This is a genomic window from Methylobacterium sp. J-043 (genome assembly GCF_022829505.1).
GTDB classification, from domain to species: Bacteria; Pseudomonadota; Alphaproteobacteria; order Rhizobiales; family Beijerinckiaceae; genus Methylobacterium; species Methylobacterium extorquens_A.
Map to the genome: position 1 here is coordinate 1 of NZ_JAKSYB010000079.1, position 20,267 is coordinate 20,267.

16 protein-coding genes and 1 pseudogene are annotated in these 20,267 nt (G+C 68.7%); 5 read left to right on the plus strand and 12 right to left on the minus strand.

What is annotated here, in order from left to right:
* A pseudogene (locus tag MKK50_RS24405) lies at window positions 1-201 on the minus strand (porin family protein); the annotation flags it as partial.
* A gap of 354 nt (window positions 202-555) precedes the next feature.
* Here MKK50_RS24405 and MKK50_RS24410 point away from each other — a divergent pair.
* The 3 genes from MKK50_RS24410 (at window position 556) to MKK50_RS24420 (ending at window position 4,134) form a co-directional block, all read left to right on the plus strand.
* Window positions 556-795 carry a hypothetical protein gene (locus MKK50_RS24410; RefSeq protein WP_253369991.1) on the plus strand — a complete coding sequence of 80 codons (240 nt, stop codon included), beginning with the start codon at window positions 556-558 and terminating at the stop codon, window positions 793-795.
* 303 nt (window positions 796-1,098) lie between these two features.
* Window positions 1,099-2,640, plus strand: a complete 1,542-nt coding sequence (locus tag MKK50_RS24415) for a DEAD/DEAH box helicase (protein ID WP_253369993.1) — start codon at window positions 1,099-1,101, stop codon at window positions 2,638-2,640.
* Window positions 2,641-3,066: 426 nt separating this feature from the next.
* Window positions 3,067-4,134 (plus strand): GGDEF domain-containing protein, encoded by a 1,068-nt coding sequence (locus MKK50_RS24420; RefSeq protein WP_253369994.1) that lies wholly within the window; start codon window positions 3,067-3,069, stop codon window positions 4,132-4,134.
* Window positions 4,135-4,233: 99 nt separating this feature from the next.
* Here the strand turns inward: MKK50_RS24420 and MKK50_RS24425 are convergent, their stop codons facing one another.
* A complete protein-coding gene (locus MKK50_RS24425) occupies window positions 4,234-4,614 on the minus strand; it encodes a HesB/IscA family protein (RefSeq protein WP_253369996.1) in 381 nt (126 codons plus the stop codon).
* Between the two features lie 204 nt (window positions 4,615-4,818).
* Between MKK50_RS24425 and MKK50_RS24430 the strand changes: the two genes are divergently transcribed.
* Complete coding sequence (locus MKK50_RS24430; protein ID WP_499025786.1) at window positions 4,819-5,079, plus strand: hypothetical protein; 261 nt, start codon at window positions 4,819-4,821, stop codon at window positions 5,077-5,079.
* Between the two features lie 4 nt (window positions 5,080-5,083).
* Here MKK50_RS24430 and MKK50_RS24435 read toward each other — a convergent pair whose 3' ends face one another.
* The 6 genes from MKK50_RS24435 to MKK50_RS24460 all read right to left on the minus strand — a co-directional run bounded on the left by MKK50_RS24435 (window position 5,084) and on the right by MKK50_RS24460 (window position 11,960).
* The gene (locus MKK50_RS24435) at window positions 5,084-5,467 is read right to left on the minus strand and encodes an SUF system Fe-S cluster assembly protein (RefSeq protein WP_004446369.1); all 384 of its coding nucleotides are present in this window, start codon (window positions 5,465-5,467) and stop codon (window positions 5,084-5,086) included.
* 51 nt (window positions 5,468-5,518) lie between these two features.
* Window positions 5,519-6,763, minus strand: coding sequence for a cysteine desulfurase (locus MKK50_RS24440; protein WP_253369998.1), 1,245 nt, complete (start codon window positions 6,761-6,763; stop codon window positions 5,519-5,521).
* A 106-nt stretch (window positions 6,764-6,869) separates the two neighbouring features.
* The gene (locus MKK50_RS24445) at window positions 6,870-8,192 is read right to left on the minus strand and encodes a SufB/SufD family protein (RefSeq protein ID WP_499025787.1); all 1,323 of its coding nucleotides are present in this window, start codon (window positions 8,190-8,192) and stop codon (window positions 6,870-6,872) included.
* Entirely contained in the window at window positions 8,192-8,944 is a 753-nt protein-coding gene (gene sufC, locus MKK50_RS24450) for a Fe-S cluster assembly ATPase SufC (RefSeq protein WP_253370002.1), read from the minus strand. Before sufC ends, MKK50_RS24445 begins: the two co-directional genes overlap by 1 nt.
* A 270-nt stretch (window positions 8,945-9,214) precedes the next feature.
* A complete protein-coding gene (gene sufB / locus MKK50_RS24455) occupies window positions 9,215-10,684 on the minus strand; it encodes a Fe-S cluster assembly protein SufB (RefSeq protein ID WP_012255147.1) in 1,470 nt (489 codons plus the stop codon).
* 103 nt (window positions 10,685-10,787) lie between these two features.
* On the minus strand, window positions 10,788-11,960 hold the full coding sequence (locus tag MKK50_RS24460) for a cysteine desulfurase family protein (RefSeq protein ID WP_499025789.1): 1,173 nt from the start codon (window positions 11,958-11,960) through the stop codon (window positions 10,788-10,790).
* A gap of 262 nt (window positions 11,961-12,222) precedes the next feature.
* Between MKK50_RS24460 and MKK50_RS24465 the strand changes: the two genes are divergently transcribed.
* Window positions 12,223-12,879, plus strand: a complete 657-nt coding sequence (locus MKK50_RS24465; RefSeq protein ID WP_253370005.1) for an alpha/beta hydrolase — start codon at window positions 12,223-12,225, stop codon at window positions 12,877-12,879.
* 276 nt (window positions 12,880-13,155) lie between these two features.
* Here the strand turns inward: MKK50_RS24465 and MKK50_RS24470 are convergent, their stop codons facing one another.
* The 4 genes from MKK50_RS24470 to MKK50_RS24485 form a co-directional block, all read right to left on the minus strand.
* A complete protein-coding gene (locus tag MKK50_RS24470) occupies window positions 13,156-17,238 on the minus strand; it encodes a Pls/PosA family non-ribosomal peptide synthetase (protein ID WP_499025791.1) in 4,083 nt (1,360 codons plus the stop codon).
* Between the two features lie 246 nt (window positions 17,239-17,484).
* Window positions 17,485-18,408 (minus strand): NAD(+)/NADH kinase, encoded by a 924-nt coding sequence (locus MKK50_RS24475; RefSeq protein WP_499025792.1) that lies wholly within the window; start codon window positions 18,406-18,408, stop codon window positions 17,485-17,487.
* An 11-nt stretch (window positions 18,409-18,419) separates the two neighbouring features.
* Complete coding sequence (locus MKK50_RS24480) at window positions 18,420-19,400, minus strand: SPFH domain-containing protein (protein WP_253370010.1); 981 nt, start codon at window positions 19,398-19,400, stop codon at window positions 18,420-18,422.
* 1 nt (window position 19,401) lies between these two features.
* A complete protein-coding gene (locus tag MKK50_RS24485) occupies window positions 19,402-20,157 on the minus strand; it encodes an NUDIX hydrolase (RefSeq protein WP_499025794.1) in 756 nt (251 codons plus the stop codon).
* Between the last annotated feature and the right edge of the window lie 110 nt (window positions 20,158-20,267).

The window sequence follows — 20,267 nt, forward strand, 5'->3', positions numbered from 1 at the left end:
GACGCCGATCACGGTCGGGACGCGGTCGTCCTGGGTGCCGAAGCCGTAACCGGCGTTGAAACCGGCGTAGAAGCCCGTCCAGGTGAACACCGGCACCGGCTGGAACACCGGCGGGGGAGCCGCGCGGCGCGGGAGGTCGGCGGCCGAAGCGGCGACGGTAGCGGCGACGAGCGCGCTCGAAGCAAGAAGCAGGATTTTCATCGTGTCGTGTCCTGATTTGGCGGGAGCCGGTGTTGGTGTGAAGTGGTCCGGGGATCTCCCCGGTATCCGTCGCCCTCCAGCGATGAAGCGATGAATGCACCCGAACCCGTCAACGAAAGGTGAAGCTTACCCAGCCGTGAGCACTCGATCAGGCCCGACGTGTCTTTACGCACATCGCTGGCTCGTCTTGTCGAAAATCGGCAACAGTCAAACCATCAGGCAAAACCTGACGACAATACGGTTAACAGGTGGTGCCTCCCGCCGCGCAAGACCGCATTAACCACATGCGGGCGATCATCCTCCCGCGCCGGCGCCCGATCCCGGATCCGGCCGGCCCGATGGATCGCGCTGCCCATGTCCTTCGATTCCGGCTCGCCCCGACCGCGTGGCCCCCTCGCATGGTCGATCAAGACCGCGCTGATCGTCGGCCTCGGCGCCATGGCACTCGGCCACCACATCGCCCAGCCGGGTGGCAAGCCGCCCTATCGGGGGGGCGACCCGGAGGTGACGGGCTCGCTCGGCAGCAAGGCGCAGACGACGCGGCTCGACCCCTGCACGCTCCGCGGCGCCCTCGGCACGGGCGCGCGGGACTGACCTCGCGACCGACCTTACGCGGCGAGGCTCGCGACAGCCGCCAAGGCGATGCCGGAGGCGTCGGCTCTACGCGAGCGCGGGTTCGGGATGGCCTCGGGATGCCGGCGACGCAACCGTACCCTGCCCGCACGGGAGGAGACTGCGCCGTCTCGGTCGATTGACAAGCAGGCACAGGGGTCTAAGTGTCGCGCGCGTTCGGACGCGTGATGGCGTACCGCGCACGGCTCTCGCGATCCGCCGCCGGCGCGAGCTTTCGAGCCCTTGATCGGCCCACTTCACGCGCACAATGGTTTTTCCTACCCGATGTCTTTCGCCGATCTTGGACTGAGCGACAAGGTACTCCAAGCCGTCACCGCGGCCGGCTACACCGAGCCGACGCCGATCCAGGCCCAGGCGATCCCGCATGTGCTCGCCCGGCGCGACGTGCTCGGCATCGCCCAGACTGGCACCGGCAAGACCGCCGCCTTCACCCTGCCGATGCTGACCATGCTGGAGGCCGGCCGCGCCCGGGCTCGCATGCCGCGCACGCTCATCCTCGAGCCGACCCGCGAACTCGCGGCGCAGGTCGAGGAGAATTTCGAGCGCTACGGCACCAACCACAAGCTCAACGTGGCGCTCATCATCGGCGGCGTCTCCTTCGCCGACCAGGACGCCAAGCTCACCCGCGGCACCGACGTGCTGATCGCGACGCCGGGGCGCCTGCTCGACCATTTCGAGCGCGGCAAGCTGCTGCTGACCGGCGTCGAGCTTCTCGTCATCGACGAGGCCGACCGGATGCTCGACATGGGGTTCATTCCCGACATCGAGCGCATCGTGAAAATGGTGCCCTTCACGCGCCAGACGCTGTTCTTCTCGGCGACCATGCCGCCGGAGATCGAGCGGCTGGCCGACATGTTCCTGCACAACCCGCAGCGGGTCGAGGTGGCGCGCCCCGCCTCCACCGCCACGACCATCGAGCAGCGCCTCGTGGCGACGGGCGCGGAGGGCCACGAGAAGCGCAAGGTGCTGCGCCAGCTCATCCGCTCGGCGAGCGAGCTGCAGAACGGCATCATCTTCTGCAACCGCAAGCGCGACGTCGCCCAACTCCAGCGCTCGCTGACCAGCCACGGCTTCAACGCGGCGGCGCTCCACGGCGACATGGACCAGCGCGCCCGCATGGCTGCCCTCGACGGCTTCCGCAGCGGCGAGGTTCCGCTGCTGGTGGCCTCGGACGTCGCCGCGCGCGGCCTCGATATCCCCGCCGTCAGCCACGTCTTCAACTTCGACGTGCCGCACCACCCGGAGGATTACGTCCACCGGATCGGCCGCACCGGCCGTGCCGGCCGCTCGGGCCAGGCCTTCACCCTCGCGAGCCGAACCGACGAGCGCTCGCTCTCGGCGATCGAGAGCCTGATCGGCCAGCCGATCGCATGGCTCGACGGCGATCTGTCCAGCGTTTCCGACGAGGTGGAGGGCGACGAGCCGCGCCGCCGCCGCGGCAGCCGCCGCGCCAAGGAAACGAAGGGCGGCGAGGAAACCAAGAGCATCGGGCGCAGCACCGAGAAGAGTGCCGCCCCGTCGAGCGAGAGCCCCCGCAGCGAGAGCCGCTCCCGCGGAGGGCGGCGTCCGGCCGCCGAGCGCAGCCGCGCCGAAGCGCCCCGGCGCGAGCCGGTGCGTGAGCCGGAACCGGTTTCCCCTCCCCCGCCCCGCGAGCTGGCACGCGAGCCCGCCCGGAATGCCCCCGAACGCGCGCGCGGGGAGCGTCGTCCCCCGCGTCGCGACGAGGACGGCGACACGCCGGTCGGCCTCGGCTCGCACGTCCCGGCCTTCCTGCTGAAGCCGACCGGGTTCGGGAAGAGCAAGTAACTCCCGCGACCAAATCCGCGGCCATCCCATCGCGCAGACGCGATGGGCGCCCTCCTCAGGCGCCGCGCGGGCCTAGAGCATCATCCCGAAAGCTGGTTGCCGGCTTTCGGGATGATGCAAAACCGAAAGGCTAGAGCATCGTCCTGGATCCGATATACAGGACGATGCTTTAGCGATACAGTCCACACGGCGACCAAACGGGGACCGTATCCCGCGAGAGCGCCGGTAACGGCAGGCGCTTTCGGCGCGCCCTCCGCGTGTCTCTCATATGACGCCCGCTACGCCGCCTTGACCAAAGCGGCGAATGGTCAGCGGTCGGGCGTTTTGTGAGGCACTCTTAACGTCCTGGCGAGATTCTGAGGCGACACTTCGGCGGAGCGGACTCTGTGGGCGGTGTGCCCCCTCCGTAGGAGCCTACGTCACCGGATGAGCCCCGATCCCGATCGTGACCGCAGTTTCGTGCTCGCGCAGCGCAGCTTCGAGCTGATGCGCGACTACTGTTCCTGCGCGACGCCGCGGGCCTACGCCGTGTGGTATCTCTACGTCTCCGGCACACAGCCGCTGATGAACGATGCGGTCAAACGGCTCACGACGCAGAACGGCACGCTGACCAGCGCTGACATCGAAGGACTCCACGACACCTACATCGATGGCCGCCGCATGGCCGTGGAGGTGGACCGGATGAATTCGAGCCTCATCGCCGAGGTCGAGGGCATCATGGAGATGATCGAGGTCTCGATCCGCTCCACCGCTCAGTACGGCGAGTCGCTTCAGGCCCTGTCCCACGACATCGCCAACACCGCCACGAGCCGGACACGCCTGCGCGAGGTCGTGACGACGATCATCGCCAACACCCGCGATGTGACGGCCAACAACCGCACCCTCGAAGCGCGGATGCGCGAGAGCCGCAGTGAGATCGAGGCGTTGCGCGAGACGCTGGAGGCGGCCCGCCTGGAGAGCCTGACCGACGCACTGACGGGGCTGGGCAACCGCAAGAATTTCGAGGAGTCGCTCCGCAAAACCGTCGATGTTCCGTCCGCCTCGGCACGGCAGGGAAAGCCGACGAGCCTGATCGTGATCGACATCGATTCGTTCAAGCGCTTCAACGACCTCTACGGTCACCTGACCGGGGATCAGGTGCTGCGCCTCGTCGCCATCGTGATGCGCGAGCATATCGGCCAGAGAAACGCGACGCTCGCCCGGTTCGGCGGCGAGGAGTTCGGCATCGTCCTGCCGGAAACGGACCGGGTCGAGGCGCGCGCCATCGCCGAGCGGGTGCGCACGGGCGTCACCGGCCGCGAGTTGGTGAAGCGCTCCACCGGCGAATCGCTCGGCAAGGTCACGGTCTCACTCGGCGTCGCGACCCAGCGCGAGGACGACAACGCGGTCTCCCTGCTGGAACGAGCCGATGCCTGCCTGTTCGCCGCCAAGCGCGCTGGCCGCAACCGCACCCTCGACGAGACCGAAGTCGAGAACCTGCGCGACGTCGCCTGAGACGGGATGAGAGCATCGTCCCGAAAGGGAGCCTCCGGGGCGATGCAGATGCAGGGAGCTAGGGCCTCGTCCGGTCTTGCGCGACGAGCCCGGCTCCGATCAGGCCGCGGCGCCGGCCGTGAGCCGCTCGGGATTGACCGGCGTGATCGCCACGGATTCGCCGCAGCCGCAGGCCGAGGTCTGGTTCGGGTTGTTGAACACGAACTGGGACGACAACTTGGTCGTCTGGAAATCCATCTCGGTGCCGAGCAGGAACAGCACCGCCTTCGGATCGATGAACACGGTCACGCCCCGGTCCTCGATCACGTCCTCGCCGACCTTCCGCTCCTCGGCATATTCCATTGTGTAGGACATGCCGGCGCAGCCGCCGTTCTTCACGCCGACGCGCAAGCCCGCGATCGGCGTCTCCGCATCGGCCATGATCGCCTTGAGCCGGTCCGCGGCGCGGTCGGTCAGCGTGATCACCTTGAAACTGGACATCGTGGTCTCTCTCCTGCGGCCGGGTTCAAGGCCCGGGCGGGTGAGGGGTTTTCGTACAACGAAGAAGATAAGCACTCCCCCGGTGCCGGTCCACTAGGAGACCCGGCACACCGGACGATTGCAGCCGTGCTATGCTGAATCGGTGACGGAGCGCACGATCGCCGAGCCTGCAAGGCAGCGGATGACGCCGGAAGAATTTTTCGCGTGGCAAGCGACCCAGGACAGGCTCTACGAACTCGTCGACGGCGTACCGGCGCCCCCCCAGCCCTCGCCTATATCCTCCTCGTCGAGACGCGCTTCCCGAACGCCGTGCTCCACCGGCGCGAGGGAGAGGGCCGAGACGAGGTGAGCTTCGAAGGGCTCGACGCAGTGATCGCGCTGCCCGCCATCGGCGCGCGGCTCGCGCTGGCCGACATCGACGAGGATGTCTCCTTCGAGCCGGGACGCACGATTTCGACGCGCTGACGCGCTACCACATGTCCAGCGCGACGCGGGCCTCGTCGGACATCCGGCTCTGGTCCCACGGCGGGTCGAACACCATCGTGACGGAGCAGGACTGCACGCCCTGAACCGCCGAGACCGCGTTCTCGACCCAGCCCGGCATCTCGCCGGCCACCGGACAGCCGGGGGCGGTCAGCGTCATGTCGATCAGCACGCGACGGTCGTCCTCGATCTGCACCCGGTAGATCAGGCCGAGTTCGTAGATGTCGGCGGGAATCTCCGGATCGTAGACCGATTTGAGCGCCACGACGATGTCGTCGGTCAGGCGATCGATCTCCTCGGCCGGGATCGCGGAGGCGGCCGCGAGGGCGGGGGTGTTGGTGCCCCCGGTGATGGTGGCGTCGGTGCTCATCGGATCACTCCTTCCGGTCCCCGTTCACGGCGGCCGAAACTCTCAAAAGAATCAGGCGAACAGCATCTCGGCCTTGGCCAAGGCCGTGGCCAGAACATCGATTTCCTGCGTCGTATTATACAGACCGAACGAGGCGCGACAGGTCGAGGTGACGCCGAAGCGCGTGAGCAGCGGCATCGCGCAGTGGGTGCCGGCCCGCACCGCGACGCCCTGTTGGTCGATCACGGTGGCGATGTCGTGGGCGTGCGCCCCCTTCACCTCGAAGGCGATGACGCCGCCCTTGTCGCGGGAATTGCCGATCTGGCGGATCGAATTCATCGCGCCGAGCCGCTCCTGGGCGTAGGCGGTCAGCATCGCCTCGTGCGCGGCGATCTTTTCGCGACCCAGATCCATCATGAACTCGAGTGCCGCGCCGAGGCCGACCGCCTCGATGATCGCCGGCGTGCCCGCCTCGAAGCGGTGGGGCGGATCGTTGTAGGTGACCGCGTCCTGGCTCACCGTGCGGATCATCTCGCCGCCGCCCTGGTAGGGCGGCAACCGGTCCAGCCACTCCTTCTTGCCGTAGAGCACGCCGATGCCGGTCGGCCCGTACACCTTGTGGCCGGTGAAGACGAAGAAGTCGCAATCGAGCGCGCGCACATCGACCGGGCGGTGCACCGCGCTCTGCGCCCCGTCGAGCAGCACCGGCACGCCGTGTGCGTGGGCGATGCGCACGATTTCCTCGGCCGGCGTCACCGTGCCGAGCACGTTCGACATGTGGGTGATCGCCACCATCTTGGTGCGCGGCGAGAAAAGCTTTTCGTATTCCTCGATCAGGAAGTTGCCGTCGTCATCGACCGGCGCCCATTTGATGACGGCACCGCGCCGCTCGCGCAGGAAATGCCAGGGCACGATGTTGGAGTGGTGCTCCATGATCGAGAGGATGATCTCGTCCCCCTCCCCGATCAGCCCGGCCCAGCCCATGGAGGAGGCCACGAGGTTGTAGGCCTCGGTCGCGTTGCGGGTGAAGATGATCTCGTCGGTCGAGGCCGCGTTGAGGAACTGGCGCGTGGTCTCGCGGGCGCCCTCGAACCCCTCGGTCGCAGCGTTGGCCATGTAGTGGAGGCCGCGGTGGACGTTGGCGTAGCCGGTCTCCATGCAGGAGACCATGGCATCGATCACGCGCTTGGGCTTCTGCGTCGAGGCGGCGTTGTCGAGATAGACCAGCGGTTTGCCGTAGACCTTCTCCGACAGGATCGGGAATTCTTTCCGGATCGCTTCGACGTCGTAGGGGGGGGTGCGGACGGGTGCGTTCATGTTCGCGACCTTGGATCCTGTGCTATCCGGGTCCAGCGCCGCCCGCCGGAACAGGTTCGGCGTCGATGAGCTTGGCCGGCTCCCCGGAAGGAACCGGCCAGCAGGGTCAGCCGCGCGACGCCAGCCACGCCTCGATCCCGCCGATCAGCACCTCGCGGGCGCCCTCGTGCGTGACCGTCTCCACCGCCTCGCCGACGAAGGCCTGGACCAGCAGGCTCTCGGCGGTGGCGCGCGGCAGGCCGCGGGCCATGAGGTAGAACAGCAGATCCTCGTCCGGCGCGCCGCAGGTGGCGCCGTGGCCGCAGGCGACGTCGTCGGCGAAGATTTCCAGCTCCGGCTTGTTCATCATCTGACCGTCGTCGGTCAGGAGCAGGCAGTCGGACTTCATCTTGCCGTCGGTCTGCTGCGCGACCTGGCGGACGATGATCTTGCCCTGGAACACGCCGGTGGAATCGCCGTCGATCACCGTCTTGAACATCTCGCGGCCGATGCCCCCGGTCGCCGCATGGTCGGCGAGCAGGGTCGAATCCGCGAGCTGGCCGTGGCCGAGCAGCGTCGCGCCGTTGACCACGGCGTTGGCGTCCTCGCCCGCGATGTGCAGGTAGATCTGGTGACGCGAGAGCTTGGCGCCGGTGACGAGGTTGACGGTCTCGAGCTGTGCCCGCGCGTCGAGGCGCACGGAGAGCGTCGAGAGGGCGACCGCCCCATCCCCTTCCCGGTTGAGCCGGGTGTGGCGGAAGGCGGCCTCGGCGCCGATATGCACGTCGAGCGCGTCGTTGGGCTGGTAGGCCAGCCCGGACGGTCCCTCGTGGCTCTCCAGCAGGAATAATTCCGCCTCGGCGCCGACATCGACCAGAACGCGGGTCGCGGTCGAGAAGGCGGCCTCCCCCGTGCCGACGAAGCGCAGGTGGATCGGCGTCTGCGGCTTGGCGCAGGGCGCGACCGAGATCAGCGCGCCGTCCGCCAGGAAGGCGGTGTTGAGCTGATAGATCGGGTTCTCGCGCACCTGCTCGACGGGGGCGAGGAGCTTCAGGCGGGCGTCACCCTTGCCCATCGCCTCGTTGAGCGGCGTGACCGTCACGCCCTCGGGCACCCGGTCGAGATCCGACAGGGACGCGACGAGATGGCCGTTGACGAAGGTGAGGCGGACGGCCTCGACCTCGTTGAAGCCCGTCGTCCCGGCAACGGCGGCCCGGGCCGCGTCCTCGCTCGGCGTCTCGGCGGGCGGGGCGGCCTCGGTGATGGCGGCGCGCAGGTCGGTGTACTTGAACGCCTCGACCCGGCGGCTCGGCAGGCCGGTCGCCTCGAAGAAGCGGAACGCCTCCTCGCGGCTGATCGCCTGCTCGCTGGCGAAGCCTTTCCGTGCGGATTCGAACAGGTTCGAGAGGCCGGCCTCGGCGGGGGAGCGGAGATTGGTGACGTCGGCCATCACGCAGCCTCGCTCGTGCGGTACTCGGCGTAGCCGGAGGCCTCGAGTTCCAGCGCCAGGTCCTTGCCGCCGGTCTTCACGATCTGGCCCTTCGACATGACGTGCACGGTGTCGGGCACGATGTGGTTGAGGAGCCGCTGGTAGTGGGTGATGACGAGGAACGAACGGCCTTGCGCCCGCAGGGCGTTCACGCCCTCGGAAACGATGCGCAGCGCGTCGATGTCGAGGCCGGAATCGGTCTCGTCGAGGACACAGAACTTCGGCTGCAGCAGCGCCATCTGGAGGATCTCCATGCGCTTCTTCTCGCCGCCGGAGAAGCCGACATTGAGCGCGCGCTTGAGCATCTCCTTGTTGATCTCGAGCTTGTCCGCCGCGCCGTTCACCGCGCGGATGAAGTCGGGGGTCGAGAGCTCGGCCTCGCCGCGCGCCTTGCGCTGCGCGTTGAGGCAGGCCTTGAGGAAGGTCATCGTGCCCACGCCGGGGATTTCCAGCGGGTACTGAAAGGCCAGGAAGATGCCGGCGGCGGCGCGCTCGTCGGCCGCCATCTCCAGCACGTTCTGCCCATCGAGCAGGATTTCGCCGTCGAGGACCTCGTAGTCCTCCTTGCCGGCGATGACGTAGGAGAGCGTCGACTTGCCTGAGCCGTTCGGGCCCATGATCGCGGCGACCTCGCCGTCGTTCACGGTGAGGTTCAGGCCGTTGAGGATGCGGTTGTCCTCGATCTGCACGACGAGGTTTTTGATCTCAAGCATGTCCGTCCAAGTCCTTCAAAACCATTCCTGATGCATCGCCCGCAGGACGGTGACACGTCCGGTTGACTGGCCGGGCATGTCACCGATCACCGCGTCGACGCCGCACCGGGGACAGCGAGCGGTGCCGTCATCGGCGATCCACCCTCCGTCTCATCCGGCGCGAACGTGTTCAGGCCGTAGAAGCAGCCGCACACGGCGCTGCCCCTCACCTCGTCGGCGTGCCGCGCGCTGTGCCGGGGGCGGCACGCGGCACAGCCGTGTCGAAGCGCGTCAGCCCACCGAGCCTTCGAGGCTGATCGAGATCAGCTTCTGGGCCTCCACCGCGAACTCCATCGGCAGCTGCTGCAGCACGTCGCGGACGAAGCCGTTGACGATGAGCGCGGTCGCCTCCTCCTCGGAGAGGCCGCGCTGCAAGCAGTAGAACTTCTGGTCCTCGGAGATCTTCGAGGTGGTGGCCTCGTGCTCGAAGACGGCGGACGCGTTCTTCGACTCGATGTAGGGCACGGTGTGCGCCCCGCACTGGTCGCCGATCAGGAGCGAGTCGCAATTGGTGAAGTTGCGCGCGCCCTTGGCCTTCTTGTGGGCCGAGACGAGACCCCGGTAGGTGTTCTGCGAGCGGCCGGCCGAGATGCCCTTCGAGATGATCCGGCTCGTCGTGTTCTTGCCGAGATGGATCATCTTGGTGCCGGAATCGACCTGCTGCATGCCGTTCGACACCGCGATCGAGTAGAACTCGCCGCGGGAATCGTCGCCGCGCAGGATGCAGGACGGGTACTTCCAGGTGATCGCCGAGCCGGTCTCGACCTGCGTCCACGAGATCTTCGAGCGGGCGCCGCGGCAATCGCCGCGCTTGGTCACGAAGTTGTAGATGCCGCCCTTGCCCTCGTTGTCGCCGGGGTACCAGTTCTGGACGGTCGAGTACTTGATCTCGGCATCCTCCAGGGCGACGAGCTCGACCACCGCGGCGTGGAGCTGGTTGTCGTCGCGCTTCGGGGCGGTGCAGCCCTCGAGATACGAGACGTAGGAGCCCTTGTCGGCGATGATGAGCGTGCGCTCGAACTGCCCCGTATCGCGCTCGTTGATGCGGAAATAGGTCGAGAGCTCCATCGGGCAGCGCACGCCCGGCGGGATGTAGACGAACGAGCCGTCGGAGAAGACGGCCGAGTTCAGCGTGGCGAAGAAGTTGTCCGTCACGGGCACGACCGAGCCGAGATACTTCTTCACCAGATCCGGGTACTCGCGGATGGCCTCGGAGATCGGCATGAAGATCACGCCGGCCTTCTCGAGTTCCTTGCGGAAGGTGGTCGCCACCGAGACCGAGTCGAACACCGCATCGACCGCGACGCGACGCTCCGGCGCGATGCCTTCCAGCACCTCGACCTCACGGAGCGGGATGCCGAGCTTCTCGTAGGTCTTCAGGATTTCGGGATCGATCTCGTCGAGCGATTCCGGGCCCTTACGCTTCGGCGCGGCGTAGTAGTAGATGTTGTTGTAATCGACCCGGTCGTACTCGACCCGGGCCCATTCCGGCTCCTTCATCGTGAGCCAGCGCTTGTAGGCGTCGAGGCGCCATTCGAGCATCCATTCCGGCTCGTTCTTCTTGGCCGAGATGAAGCGGACGACGTCCTCGGAGAGGCCCTTCTCGGACTTCTCCATCTCGATCACGGTCTCGAAACCGTACTTGTACTGATCGAGGTCGATTGAACGGACCCGATCGATGGTCTCCTGCACTGCAGGCATTCAGCGTCTCCTACCGACTCCGGCTTCAAGGACCGGGGGTTTCCAACGACACGGCGGGTTTACCGCCGAAAGAATGGCTTGGGCGGGCGGCACTGAGAGTCCCTCAGGCTGCCTGCCCTCGCCGCTGATATAGGGACGACACGACCCGTTCGAACCCCGCCGCGAAGCGTTCGAGGTCTTCCGGGCGCGAATTCCAGCCGAAACTGACGCGCAACGCCCCCGCGGCGAGCGCAGGGCTCACGCCCATCGCCGCGAGCACGGGGGAACGGGCCACCTTGCCCGAGGCGCACGCCGAGCCCGACGACACGGACAGGCCGGCGAGATCGAGGGCGATCAGCGCCGTGGCGGCCTCCAGGCCCGGCACGGCGAAGCCCAGCGTGTTGGGAAGCCGCGGCACGCCCTCCCCGAACACCACCATGTCCGGCGCGAGCGCCCGCAGGCGTGCTTCGAGGGCGTCGCGCAAACCCGCAAGCCGCACCGCCTCGGCCTCCAGGGCATCACGGGCGATGTCGGCCGCTGCGCCCAGGCCGACGATCCCCGGAAGGTTCTCGGTGCCACCGCGCAGGCGCGCCTCCTGGCCGCCGCCGCGCAGGAAGGCCGCTTCCAGGCTTGCCCCCTCGGCCAGCACCATGGCGCCGACGCCCTTCGGCGCGGCGAACTTGTGTCCCGACAGGGTCAGGGCGTCGAGGCCGAGGGCGGCGCAATCGAGCGGGATCTTTCCGACCGCCTGCACCGCGTCGCTGTGGACCAGAGCCCGTCCGTGGACGCGGGCGAGCCGCACGATTTCGGTCAGCGGCTGCACCACCCCGGTCTCGTTGTTGGCCGCATGGACCGAAATCAGCACGGTCTCGTCGCGAAGGGCGTCGAGCCGGGCCGCCAGCGCATCGAGCCGCAGCAAGCCGGCCCCGTCCACCGGCAGCACCTCGACCGCGTCCGGCGCGAAGCGGTGGCCCGCGGCGACGCAAGGATGCTCGGTCGCCGAGACCATTAGCCGGGTGGGGGCGGGGAGGCCCGCCTTCCGCAACGCGCCGGAGAGCACGGCGTTGGCGGCCTCGGTGCCGCCGCTGGCGAAGGTAACGCGCTCCGGGCTCACCCCGAGCAAGGCGGCGAGGCGTGCCCGCGCCGTCTGCAGCGCGTGGCGCGCGGCGCGCCCCTCCTCATGAATCGAGGAGGGGTTGCCGGGCAGTGCCAGCGCGCGCGCGACCGCCGCCGCGACCTCCGGCCGCACCGGAGAGGTCGCGTTGTGATCGAGATAGCTGCGCGCGCCCGACGTCATCCTGCCGTTTTGCTCCGTATCGTCCTGCCACATCCTGATTTTCTTGATTTCGCCCCCCTCCCCCGTGCTAAGCCGCGCGAAACGCGCCGTGTGCTTCGCAGGTCGAGGCCCGACGAACTGTTTAGAATGATTCTAATGACCTAGAATTATTCTAAGAGCGCTTGTAGGTGGCGCGCGCAACGAGTCAAGCCGTGACCGGCCAGCCTCCCCCTGCCTTCGCGGGGGGCATCAGGGGTGAGAGTCGGATCATCTCGAGGACACCATGCCCGAAGTCATCTTTTCCGGCCCCGCCGGCCGCCTGGAAGGGCGCTACCAAGCCCCCAAGAAGAAGGGCGCGCCGATCGCGATCGTGCTTCATCCGCACCCCCAGTTCGGGGGCACGATGAACAATCAAATTGTGTACAATCTTTTCTACACCTTCGCCAATCGCGGATTCGCAGCCCTGCGCTTCAATTTCCGCGGGGTCGGGCGCAGCCAGGGCGCCTTCGATCACGGCTCGGGTGAACTCTCCGACGCCGCCGCCGCCCTCGACTGGGTGCAGTCGGTCAACCCGGAGGCGAAGTCCTGCTGGATCGCAGGCGTCTCGTTCGGCTCGTGGATCGGGATGCAGCTCCTGATGCGCCGCCCGGAGATCGAGGGCTTCATCTCGATCGCCGCCATGGCCAACCGCTACGACTTCACCTTCCTGGCGCCGTGCCCCTCCTCCGGCCTGTTCGTGCACGGCTCGGAAGATCGGGTGGCCCCGGCCCGCGAGGTGATCCCGGTGATCGAGAAGGTGAAGACCCAGAAGGGCGTCATCATCGAGCACCAGATGGTCGAGGGCGCCAACCACTTCTTCGACGGCCGGGTCGACGAATTGACCCAGACCGTAGACACCTATCTCGACAAGCGCCTCGGGGCGAAGCCCGAAGCGGCGTGAGTCGCGTCAGCCCACCCCACCGATCGGTGGGCCACGCTCACGCCTGTTCGATCATCCAATGAGGTCGCGAAGCTGGATCGCTGCGCTGAACACTCGCGACGACGGGGCGGATCATCCTGCGCCGTCCCAGACCATCGTCCCGAAAGGTGGTTGCCGGCCTTCGGAAAAAGATGCTGCAAAAAGAAGTGCCGAGAGCATCGCCCTAAATATCGGATCCAGGACGATGCTCTCGCGAGCGTAAGGCGAAGCCATCCAGGCCCTGCGGCGGCGCCGGCCTCACGCCGCCCGCGCCGCCGGCTCGGCCGCCGCGTGCACCACCGGCACGGCGGGCGCGCCCTCCCATTCCGAGTGGGCCGGAATCGACTCGCCCTTCATCACGATGGTGAGCGGGCGCAGCCGCGCGTAATCGCCGACATGGCTGTCGTAGAGGACGGTCGAGAAAGCGCCCACTGAGACGCCGCGCCCGACCACGACACGGCCGACCTTCATGATGCGGTCCTCGTAGAGGTGGGTCTGGAGCGCCGCCGAGCGGTTGATCGCAGCGAAGTCGCCGATCTCGACGCAGTCGAACTCGGTGATGTCGGTCATCAGGAGGCAGGCGCCCTTGCCCACCTTCACGCCGAAGAGCCGCAGCATCCAGGGCAGGAAGGGCGTGCCCATCAGGTGCTCCAGCAGCACCTTGCCGGCCAAGCCCCAATAGGCGACGGCGATGGCCTCGGTGCGCATGGCCCACCACGACCACATCGGCCGCATGCCGGGGCGGTAGCGCCCCATCAGGAGCCATTTGAGGGCGATGACGCTGCCGGTCTGGATCAGCGCGATGGCGACGCTCGCGAGCACGAAGGCGAGCGCCAGCCCGCCCCAATCCTCGGCGAGGATGGCCGGATAGAACACCCAGTCGATCGCGCAGATGGCGAGCGAGATGTAGAGCATCGGCGAGAACGAGGTGGCGAAGGCCTCGAACAGGCCGCGCCGCAGCTTGGCCGCCACGCTCGGCTCGAAGGTCTGGGCGTTGGAGCCGAGATCGACCTTCTGGCGCACCGGCAGGCGGATCGGCGGCGAGCCGAACCACGTCTCGCCCGGGCTCATCGCCGCGTTGGCCGGCGGCTTCGACTTGATGCCGATCAGCACGTCGTCGGGAATCCTCGCCCCCGGCGGAAGCACGCCGTCATTGCCGACGAAGACGCGGGCGCCGGTCTCGACCGGGTGCAGATGCATCCAGCCGCGGCGGATCTCCTCCTCGCCGACCACCACCTCGTCGGCGATGAAGTTGTTGGCGCCGATCGCGACAAGGTCGTGGCGCGAGCCGAGATTGGTCGAGATCTCGGCGCCCCGGCCCATCTTTGCCCCCATCAGCCGGTACCACGCCCGCATGTAGACGGTCGCAAACAGCGAGGAGAGCGTCTCCAGCGTCACTTCGGAGGCGAGCGCCACCAGCCACTTGCGGAGATAAAAGCCCGACCAGATCGAGACGGTGCCGGATGTCGCCCGCGGCAGCACCGCCCAGCGGATGGCGGCGATGAGCAGCACCGTGCCCGCCGTCATCAGCATGGCGGTGGGCCAAGTCAGCAGCGGCAGGTAGACGTGGTAATCGACATCGGTGAGTTCCGAGAGGTTATCGGAGATCTGGTCGAAGATGTAGAAGGCCGGGAAGATCGGCAGCAGGCCGACCGCCGGCACCGCCGCGAGCAGGAAGGCGTAGACCGCGCCGAAGGCCGCCCGGCGGGCGGGCGAGGCGGTGGCCGGTTCGGGCAGGGCGGAGAAGTCGACGGTGCCGACCCGGCGCCCCGGCGAGCCGTCCCAGGCCTCGGCCGGGCCGACCTCGGTGCCGGCCGGCACGGTGGTGAGGTCGGAAATCTCGGCGTGATCCCCGATCACCGCACCGGGGCCGATCACGCAGGAGGTGCCGATGGCGACGTCCTCGCCGATCTCGACGCGGCCGATGACGAGTTCGTTGCCGACGACCTCGGCGTTGGCGATGACGAGCCGCCCGCCGAGCGAGGAACCGCGGCCGATGGTGAGCAGATCGGCCGCGCCGACATCGAGGTCGGAGATCAGCACGTCGTCGCCGATCTTCGCGCCGAGCAGGCGCAGATAGGTGACGATGACGGGCGAGCCCTGCAGCCACTTGATGTGCACCAGCGGCGTTAGGCGCTGCGCCAGCCACCAGCGGTAATAATAGACGCCCCAGAGCGGATAGCGCCCCGGTTTGGTCCGCCCGAGGATCAGCCATTTAGCGGCAATCGCGACCGTCGCGGTCACTGCGTTGATGCCGATATAGACCAGCAGGAGGACGCCGAGTTCGCCCCAGAACCCGAGCCCGCCGCCGGTGAGCAGCAGGTAGGTGACGAAGATGCCGAGCCATTGCGCCGTGGCCAGCGCGATCACGAACGGCAGGGCGATGGCCTGCGCCAGCCCGCACAGGGCGCGGCGCAGAAGCGGGGGCGGGACGAAGCTGAGATCGCGGATCGCGGTCTGCGCCCCCGCCCCGCCCGTGCGCTCGATCAGATTCGCGGCCATCACCCGCAGGGTACGGCCGTTATAGACGTCCTGAAGGGTGATGCCGGCGAGCGCCGGGGTCTCGCGCACCGCGCCGACGAAGCGGGCAGCGAGCAGCGAGTGGCCGCCGAGTTCGGAGAAGAAGTCCGCCTCGAACCCGATCGGACCGTCGCCGAACACCTTCTTGGCGGCGGCCAGCAGCGCGGCTTCGGTCTCGTTGTCGGGGGCTTCCTGCTCGCCGTCGGCGACCGCGACGGTCAGCGGCGCGATCCGCAGCGCCTTGCGATCGACCTTGCCGGAGGTGAGCCGCGGCAGGGTCTCGACCGTCTCGAAATGGCCGGGCACCATGTAGGGCGGCATCTGCGCCGCGAGATTCTTTCGGAGCGCCGCGCGGTCGAGGGCGGCATTCCGCTCAGGCACGAGGAAGGCGACCAGCCGGTCGACCTCGTCGTCCCGGCGCAAGACCACCGCCGCCTGATTGATCCCGTCCTGCGCCCGGATGCGCGCCTCGATCTCGCCGAGTTCGACCCGGAAGCCACGAATCTTGACCTGGTCGTCGATGCGGCCGTGGAAGAGGATGTCGCCGTCGGCCGTCATCGAGACCGCGTCGCCCGAGCGGTAGAGCACCGGGTCGGTCCCTTCGGACGGGTAGGGGTTGGCGACGAACTTTTCGGCCGTCAGTTCGGGCCGCTTGAGGTAGCCCCCGGCGACGCCGGGGCCGCCGATCAGCAATTCGCCTTGCTCGCCGGGGCCGAGCAGGTTCAGCGCCTCGTCGGCGACGTAGACGGAGTAGTTCGGGATCGGGCCGCCGATGGTGACGGGCCGGCCCGGCCGCATCTCGGCGGCGGTCGCCACCACGGTGGCCTCGGTCGGGCCATAAGTGTTGAACAGGCGCCGCTCACCGGTCGCCCAGCGCGCCACCAGGGGCTCGGGCAGGGCCTCGCCGCCGAGCAGCACGAGGCGGACGGTGGGCAGGTCGCCGGGGATCATGGCGAGCAGGGTCGGCACCGTGTCGAGGACGGTGATTCGCGCCTCGGCGATGATCTTGGGCAGCGATTCCACGTCGCCCATCATCGCCGGGCTCGCCACGAACAGGCAGGCGCCGACGAGATAGGGGACCCAGATCTCCTCCATCGAGAGATCGAAGGCGACGGAGGCGCCCTGGAACACCACGTCCTCGGCGCAGAGGCCGTAGACGGCGTTGCCCGCGCGCAGGAAGTGGCAGATGTTGGCGTGGCTGATGCTGATGCCCTTCGGCACGCCGGTCGAGCCCGAGGTGTAGATCAGGTAGGCCGGGTGCTCCGGTCCGAGGCCGGCAGCGTCGAGATCGGGCGCGGAGGCTCCCTGCCCCGCCCGCAGAAGCGCTTCGGTGGTGACGGCGGGCGTGCCCTCCGGCGCCTGGGGCCGCAGGGCCTCCGAGACGAGGAGCGCCTTGGCCTCGGCATCGTTCAGGCACACCGCGACCCGGTCGGCAGGCGCCTCAGCGTCGAAGGGGAGCCAGGCGGCGCCGGATTTGGTGATGCCGATCTGCGCGATCAGCAGTTCGGTGCCGCGGGCCATCCACAGCCCCACCACATCCCCCGGGCCGATGCCGCGGGCGAAAAGCCCGGCGGCGATGGCGTCGGAGCGGGCATCGACCTCCGCATAGGTCAGGACCGGACGGCGCCCGTCCGAGCCGGGCTCGGCGGCGTCGATCAGGGAAGGTGCGTCAGCGCGCGCAGCGGCGCTCGCCCGGAACAGGTCGGCCAGGGTCTCCCGGCGGATCAGGTCGGGCCGCGCGGGCCCCCGCAGGACGGCGCGGCCGCCGAGGCGCCCACCCGATCCGTCGTCGTGCCGCCCCGCCTCGGCGAGACCGCTCATCCGATGCTCTGCTGCCGATTCCACGTGCTGCCCATTCCCGGATCGGTCGTACCCCGCGCCGACGCTGGCGGCGCGCGATCCCGCGCCCCATGATCGGCACCCTTGGCGGTTTTGCGACAGGATCGCGCCCTACGGATGATTGTGGTCGAGAGACCCACACGGATATCCCGCACGCGTTCCATATACGGGATGGGCGGCCAGAAAACCGGTGTTCCCGAACACCTCGGGCCTGCGACGCCGCCCGGCTCACCCGGTGACGAGGTGCAGGACCCGGTCGGCCGGCGCGATCCGCACCTGCCGGCCCCAGCCGAAGCCCAGAAAGTCCTGCTCGATCCCGTCGGCGAAGATCACGCCGCCCTCGTTCATCCGCGAGGTGACGACCAGCGGCGCATCGGTGAGCTTGCCGGCCCGCAGACGCGTCGCCGTGGCGACGCTCGGGAACGGCTCGCGCACCCAGTAGCCCACCGCCCGCTCGTCGGGGGCGAGCGACAGGCCGAGCCGGGTCGCCTCACTGATCGAGCGGGCCCAGCCGGTGGCCCCGGTGCCGGAGGCGACGATGAGGCCGCTGGAGGACTGCTCCTCCGCCTCGATCTCCGCCTCCCCTTGTGCCTCCCCGGATCGCGGCGCCTCGATCCGGTAGCGGGCCGATTGGTGGCTGCGGTGGCCCACGAAGATCTCGTTGAGGGCAAACAGGCGCTCGGCCCCGTCGATCACCGCCTGAACCATGGTGCGCCGCTCGATGCCCACATCGCCCGCGGCAATCGCCGGCAGCAAGCGGGGGAGCCGCTCGACGGGGTTGCGCGCCAGCACGCCGTCATAGAGGTCGGGCGCCGGGTTCACCCCGATCACCGGCTGCGCGCCGAGATACTTGGCGACGTTGGCGATCAGCCCGTCCTGCCCGACGGCGACGACCACGTCGTCGGCGGCGAACAGGAAGCGATCGAGATCGGCCCGCCGTACCAGGGCCTGGCGCCACTCGCCCGGCACCGCGGCGCGGGCCTGCGCCAGCACCGCGTGGAAGCGCTCGTGGCGGGCCTCGACTTGCGCGAGACCCTGGCCACGGCTCTCCAGGAAGAAGCGGGCCTGTCCCCGCGTGGCGTGCCGGGCGATGAGCAGCTCGTAATCGGTCTCGCGGGTGACGAAGACCGCCCGCGGAGTCAGCGCGGCCATGCCTCCCTCCCTCAGCGCGCCGGGAGGCCGGCCGGCCGGCGGACCTCGCCGATCAGGGTGGCAAGCAGGTCCGGCGTGACGTTGACGTGCTCGATCGTGTCGAGCTTGCCCGCCAGCGCCTGGGCGGCGAGGCCGAGCAGGGTGCCCGGCGCCACGTCGCGGTAGATCGCGACGCGCGCGGCCTCGGCCTCGGTCCGCGCCCCCTCGACCATGCGGATGCGCTCGGCCTCCGCGCCGGCCTCGATCCCTTCCGCCTCGGCCCGTCCTTGCGCCCGGTTGCGGGCGTTCTGCGCTTCCTCGGCGATCAGCAGGCTCTCGCGCCGGGCGAGTTCGGTCCGGGTGGCGAGTTCGTTCTCGGCGATGGCGCGTTCCTTCTCCACCGCCAGCGCCCGGCGGGCGAAGGTGGCCTCGTCCGCCTTCTGCTGCAGCGCCTCGTAGGTCGGCGTCTGGAGCGCGCGCTCCAGCTCGCTCGACGGGGCGAGGTTGGTGAGCCGCACCGAGACCACCGCGACGCCGATCTCGGCCAGCGACGGATCGGCGGCCAGCGTCGCCTGCACCTGCCCGCGCAGGGCCTCCGGTCCGGCATCGAGCAGGGCGCGCACCGGCGCGCTCCCGAGGAATTGCAGCACGGCCTGGTTGGCCAGCCCGGCGATGCGCGCCTCGATCCGCTCGACCGGCTCGCCCTGGAACCGGCCGGTGCGCAGGTCGAGGGAGAAATCGACGCGGGCGGCGAGCCGCTCGGGATCGGCGACGTGCCAGCCGACGCTGCCCTGCACCGCGACCGCCTGGAAGTCCGCGCTGCGGCCGCGGACGAACAGCGTCATCTCGCGGTCGTCCATCGGCAGTTCGCTGATGCTCGCGGTCTCCGGGCGGAACCAGAAGACGAGGCCGCGCCCGCTCTGGCGCGGGCGGCCGTTGCGGTAGCGGATCACGTAGTGGCTCGCCTCGCTCCGCAACTGGGAGAGAACGCCGAAGCGGCGGATCGTGGCCATGTCAGTCTCCTTGCGAGGGAATTTGCGAAGGGGTTTGGCGAAAGCGGTACAGCTCGGCGGGGCGGTAGGAGGTGCCCGTCTCGAATCGGCCGGTGGGGTCGAGCCAGCCGCGGTCGAGCATCCGGCGGCGGAAGGCGGGCTTGTTGAGGCCCGCGCCGAGGATCGCCTCGTGCACGTCCTGGAGCTGGCGCAGGGTGAACCGTTCGGGGAGCAGGGCGAAGCCGACCTCCGAATAGTCGAGCTTGCCCCGCAGGCGCCGGATCGCCAGCGCGACGATCTCGGCGTGGTCGAAGGCGAGCGGCAGGGCCGCGCCGTCGGCCGCATGGACCGTCACGGATCCCGCCTCCTCGGGCGGCGCCGCGACCGTGCCGGGAAGCAGGGCCGGGGCCCGCGTCCGTGCCTCGACGAAGGCCGCCTCGGTCAGGAGCGCGAGATAGGCGACCGTAATGATGCGCATGCGCGGATCGCGCTCCACCGCGCCGAAGGTGTAGAGCTGCTCCAGATGGGCCTGCGCCCCGCCCGCCTTCTCGCGCAGGACGCGCGCGGCAGCCTCATCCAACGCCTCGTCGATCCCGACGAAGCCGCCCGGCAGCGTAAAACGCCCTGCATGCGGGTGCCGGTCGCGCTTCAGCAGCAAGAGGGTCGGGCGACCGCCCAAGAGACCCAACAGCACCAGATCGACGGCCACGGCGGGCCGGGCGTAGTCGGCGGGATCGTAGCGCGCCAGAAAGGCGGCCTCGGACTCAGCTTGGCTCATGGGAATCTCGCTCGACCAGCCTTATATCCATTTCGCGACTTAGTTATATTCTAATTGAATATATGTCAACGCGACGAGAGAAACCGGCGTGCTGGCTCCGGCTCACTCAA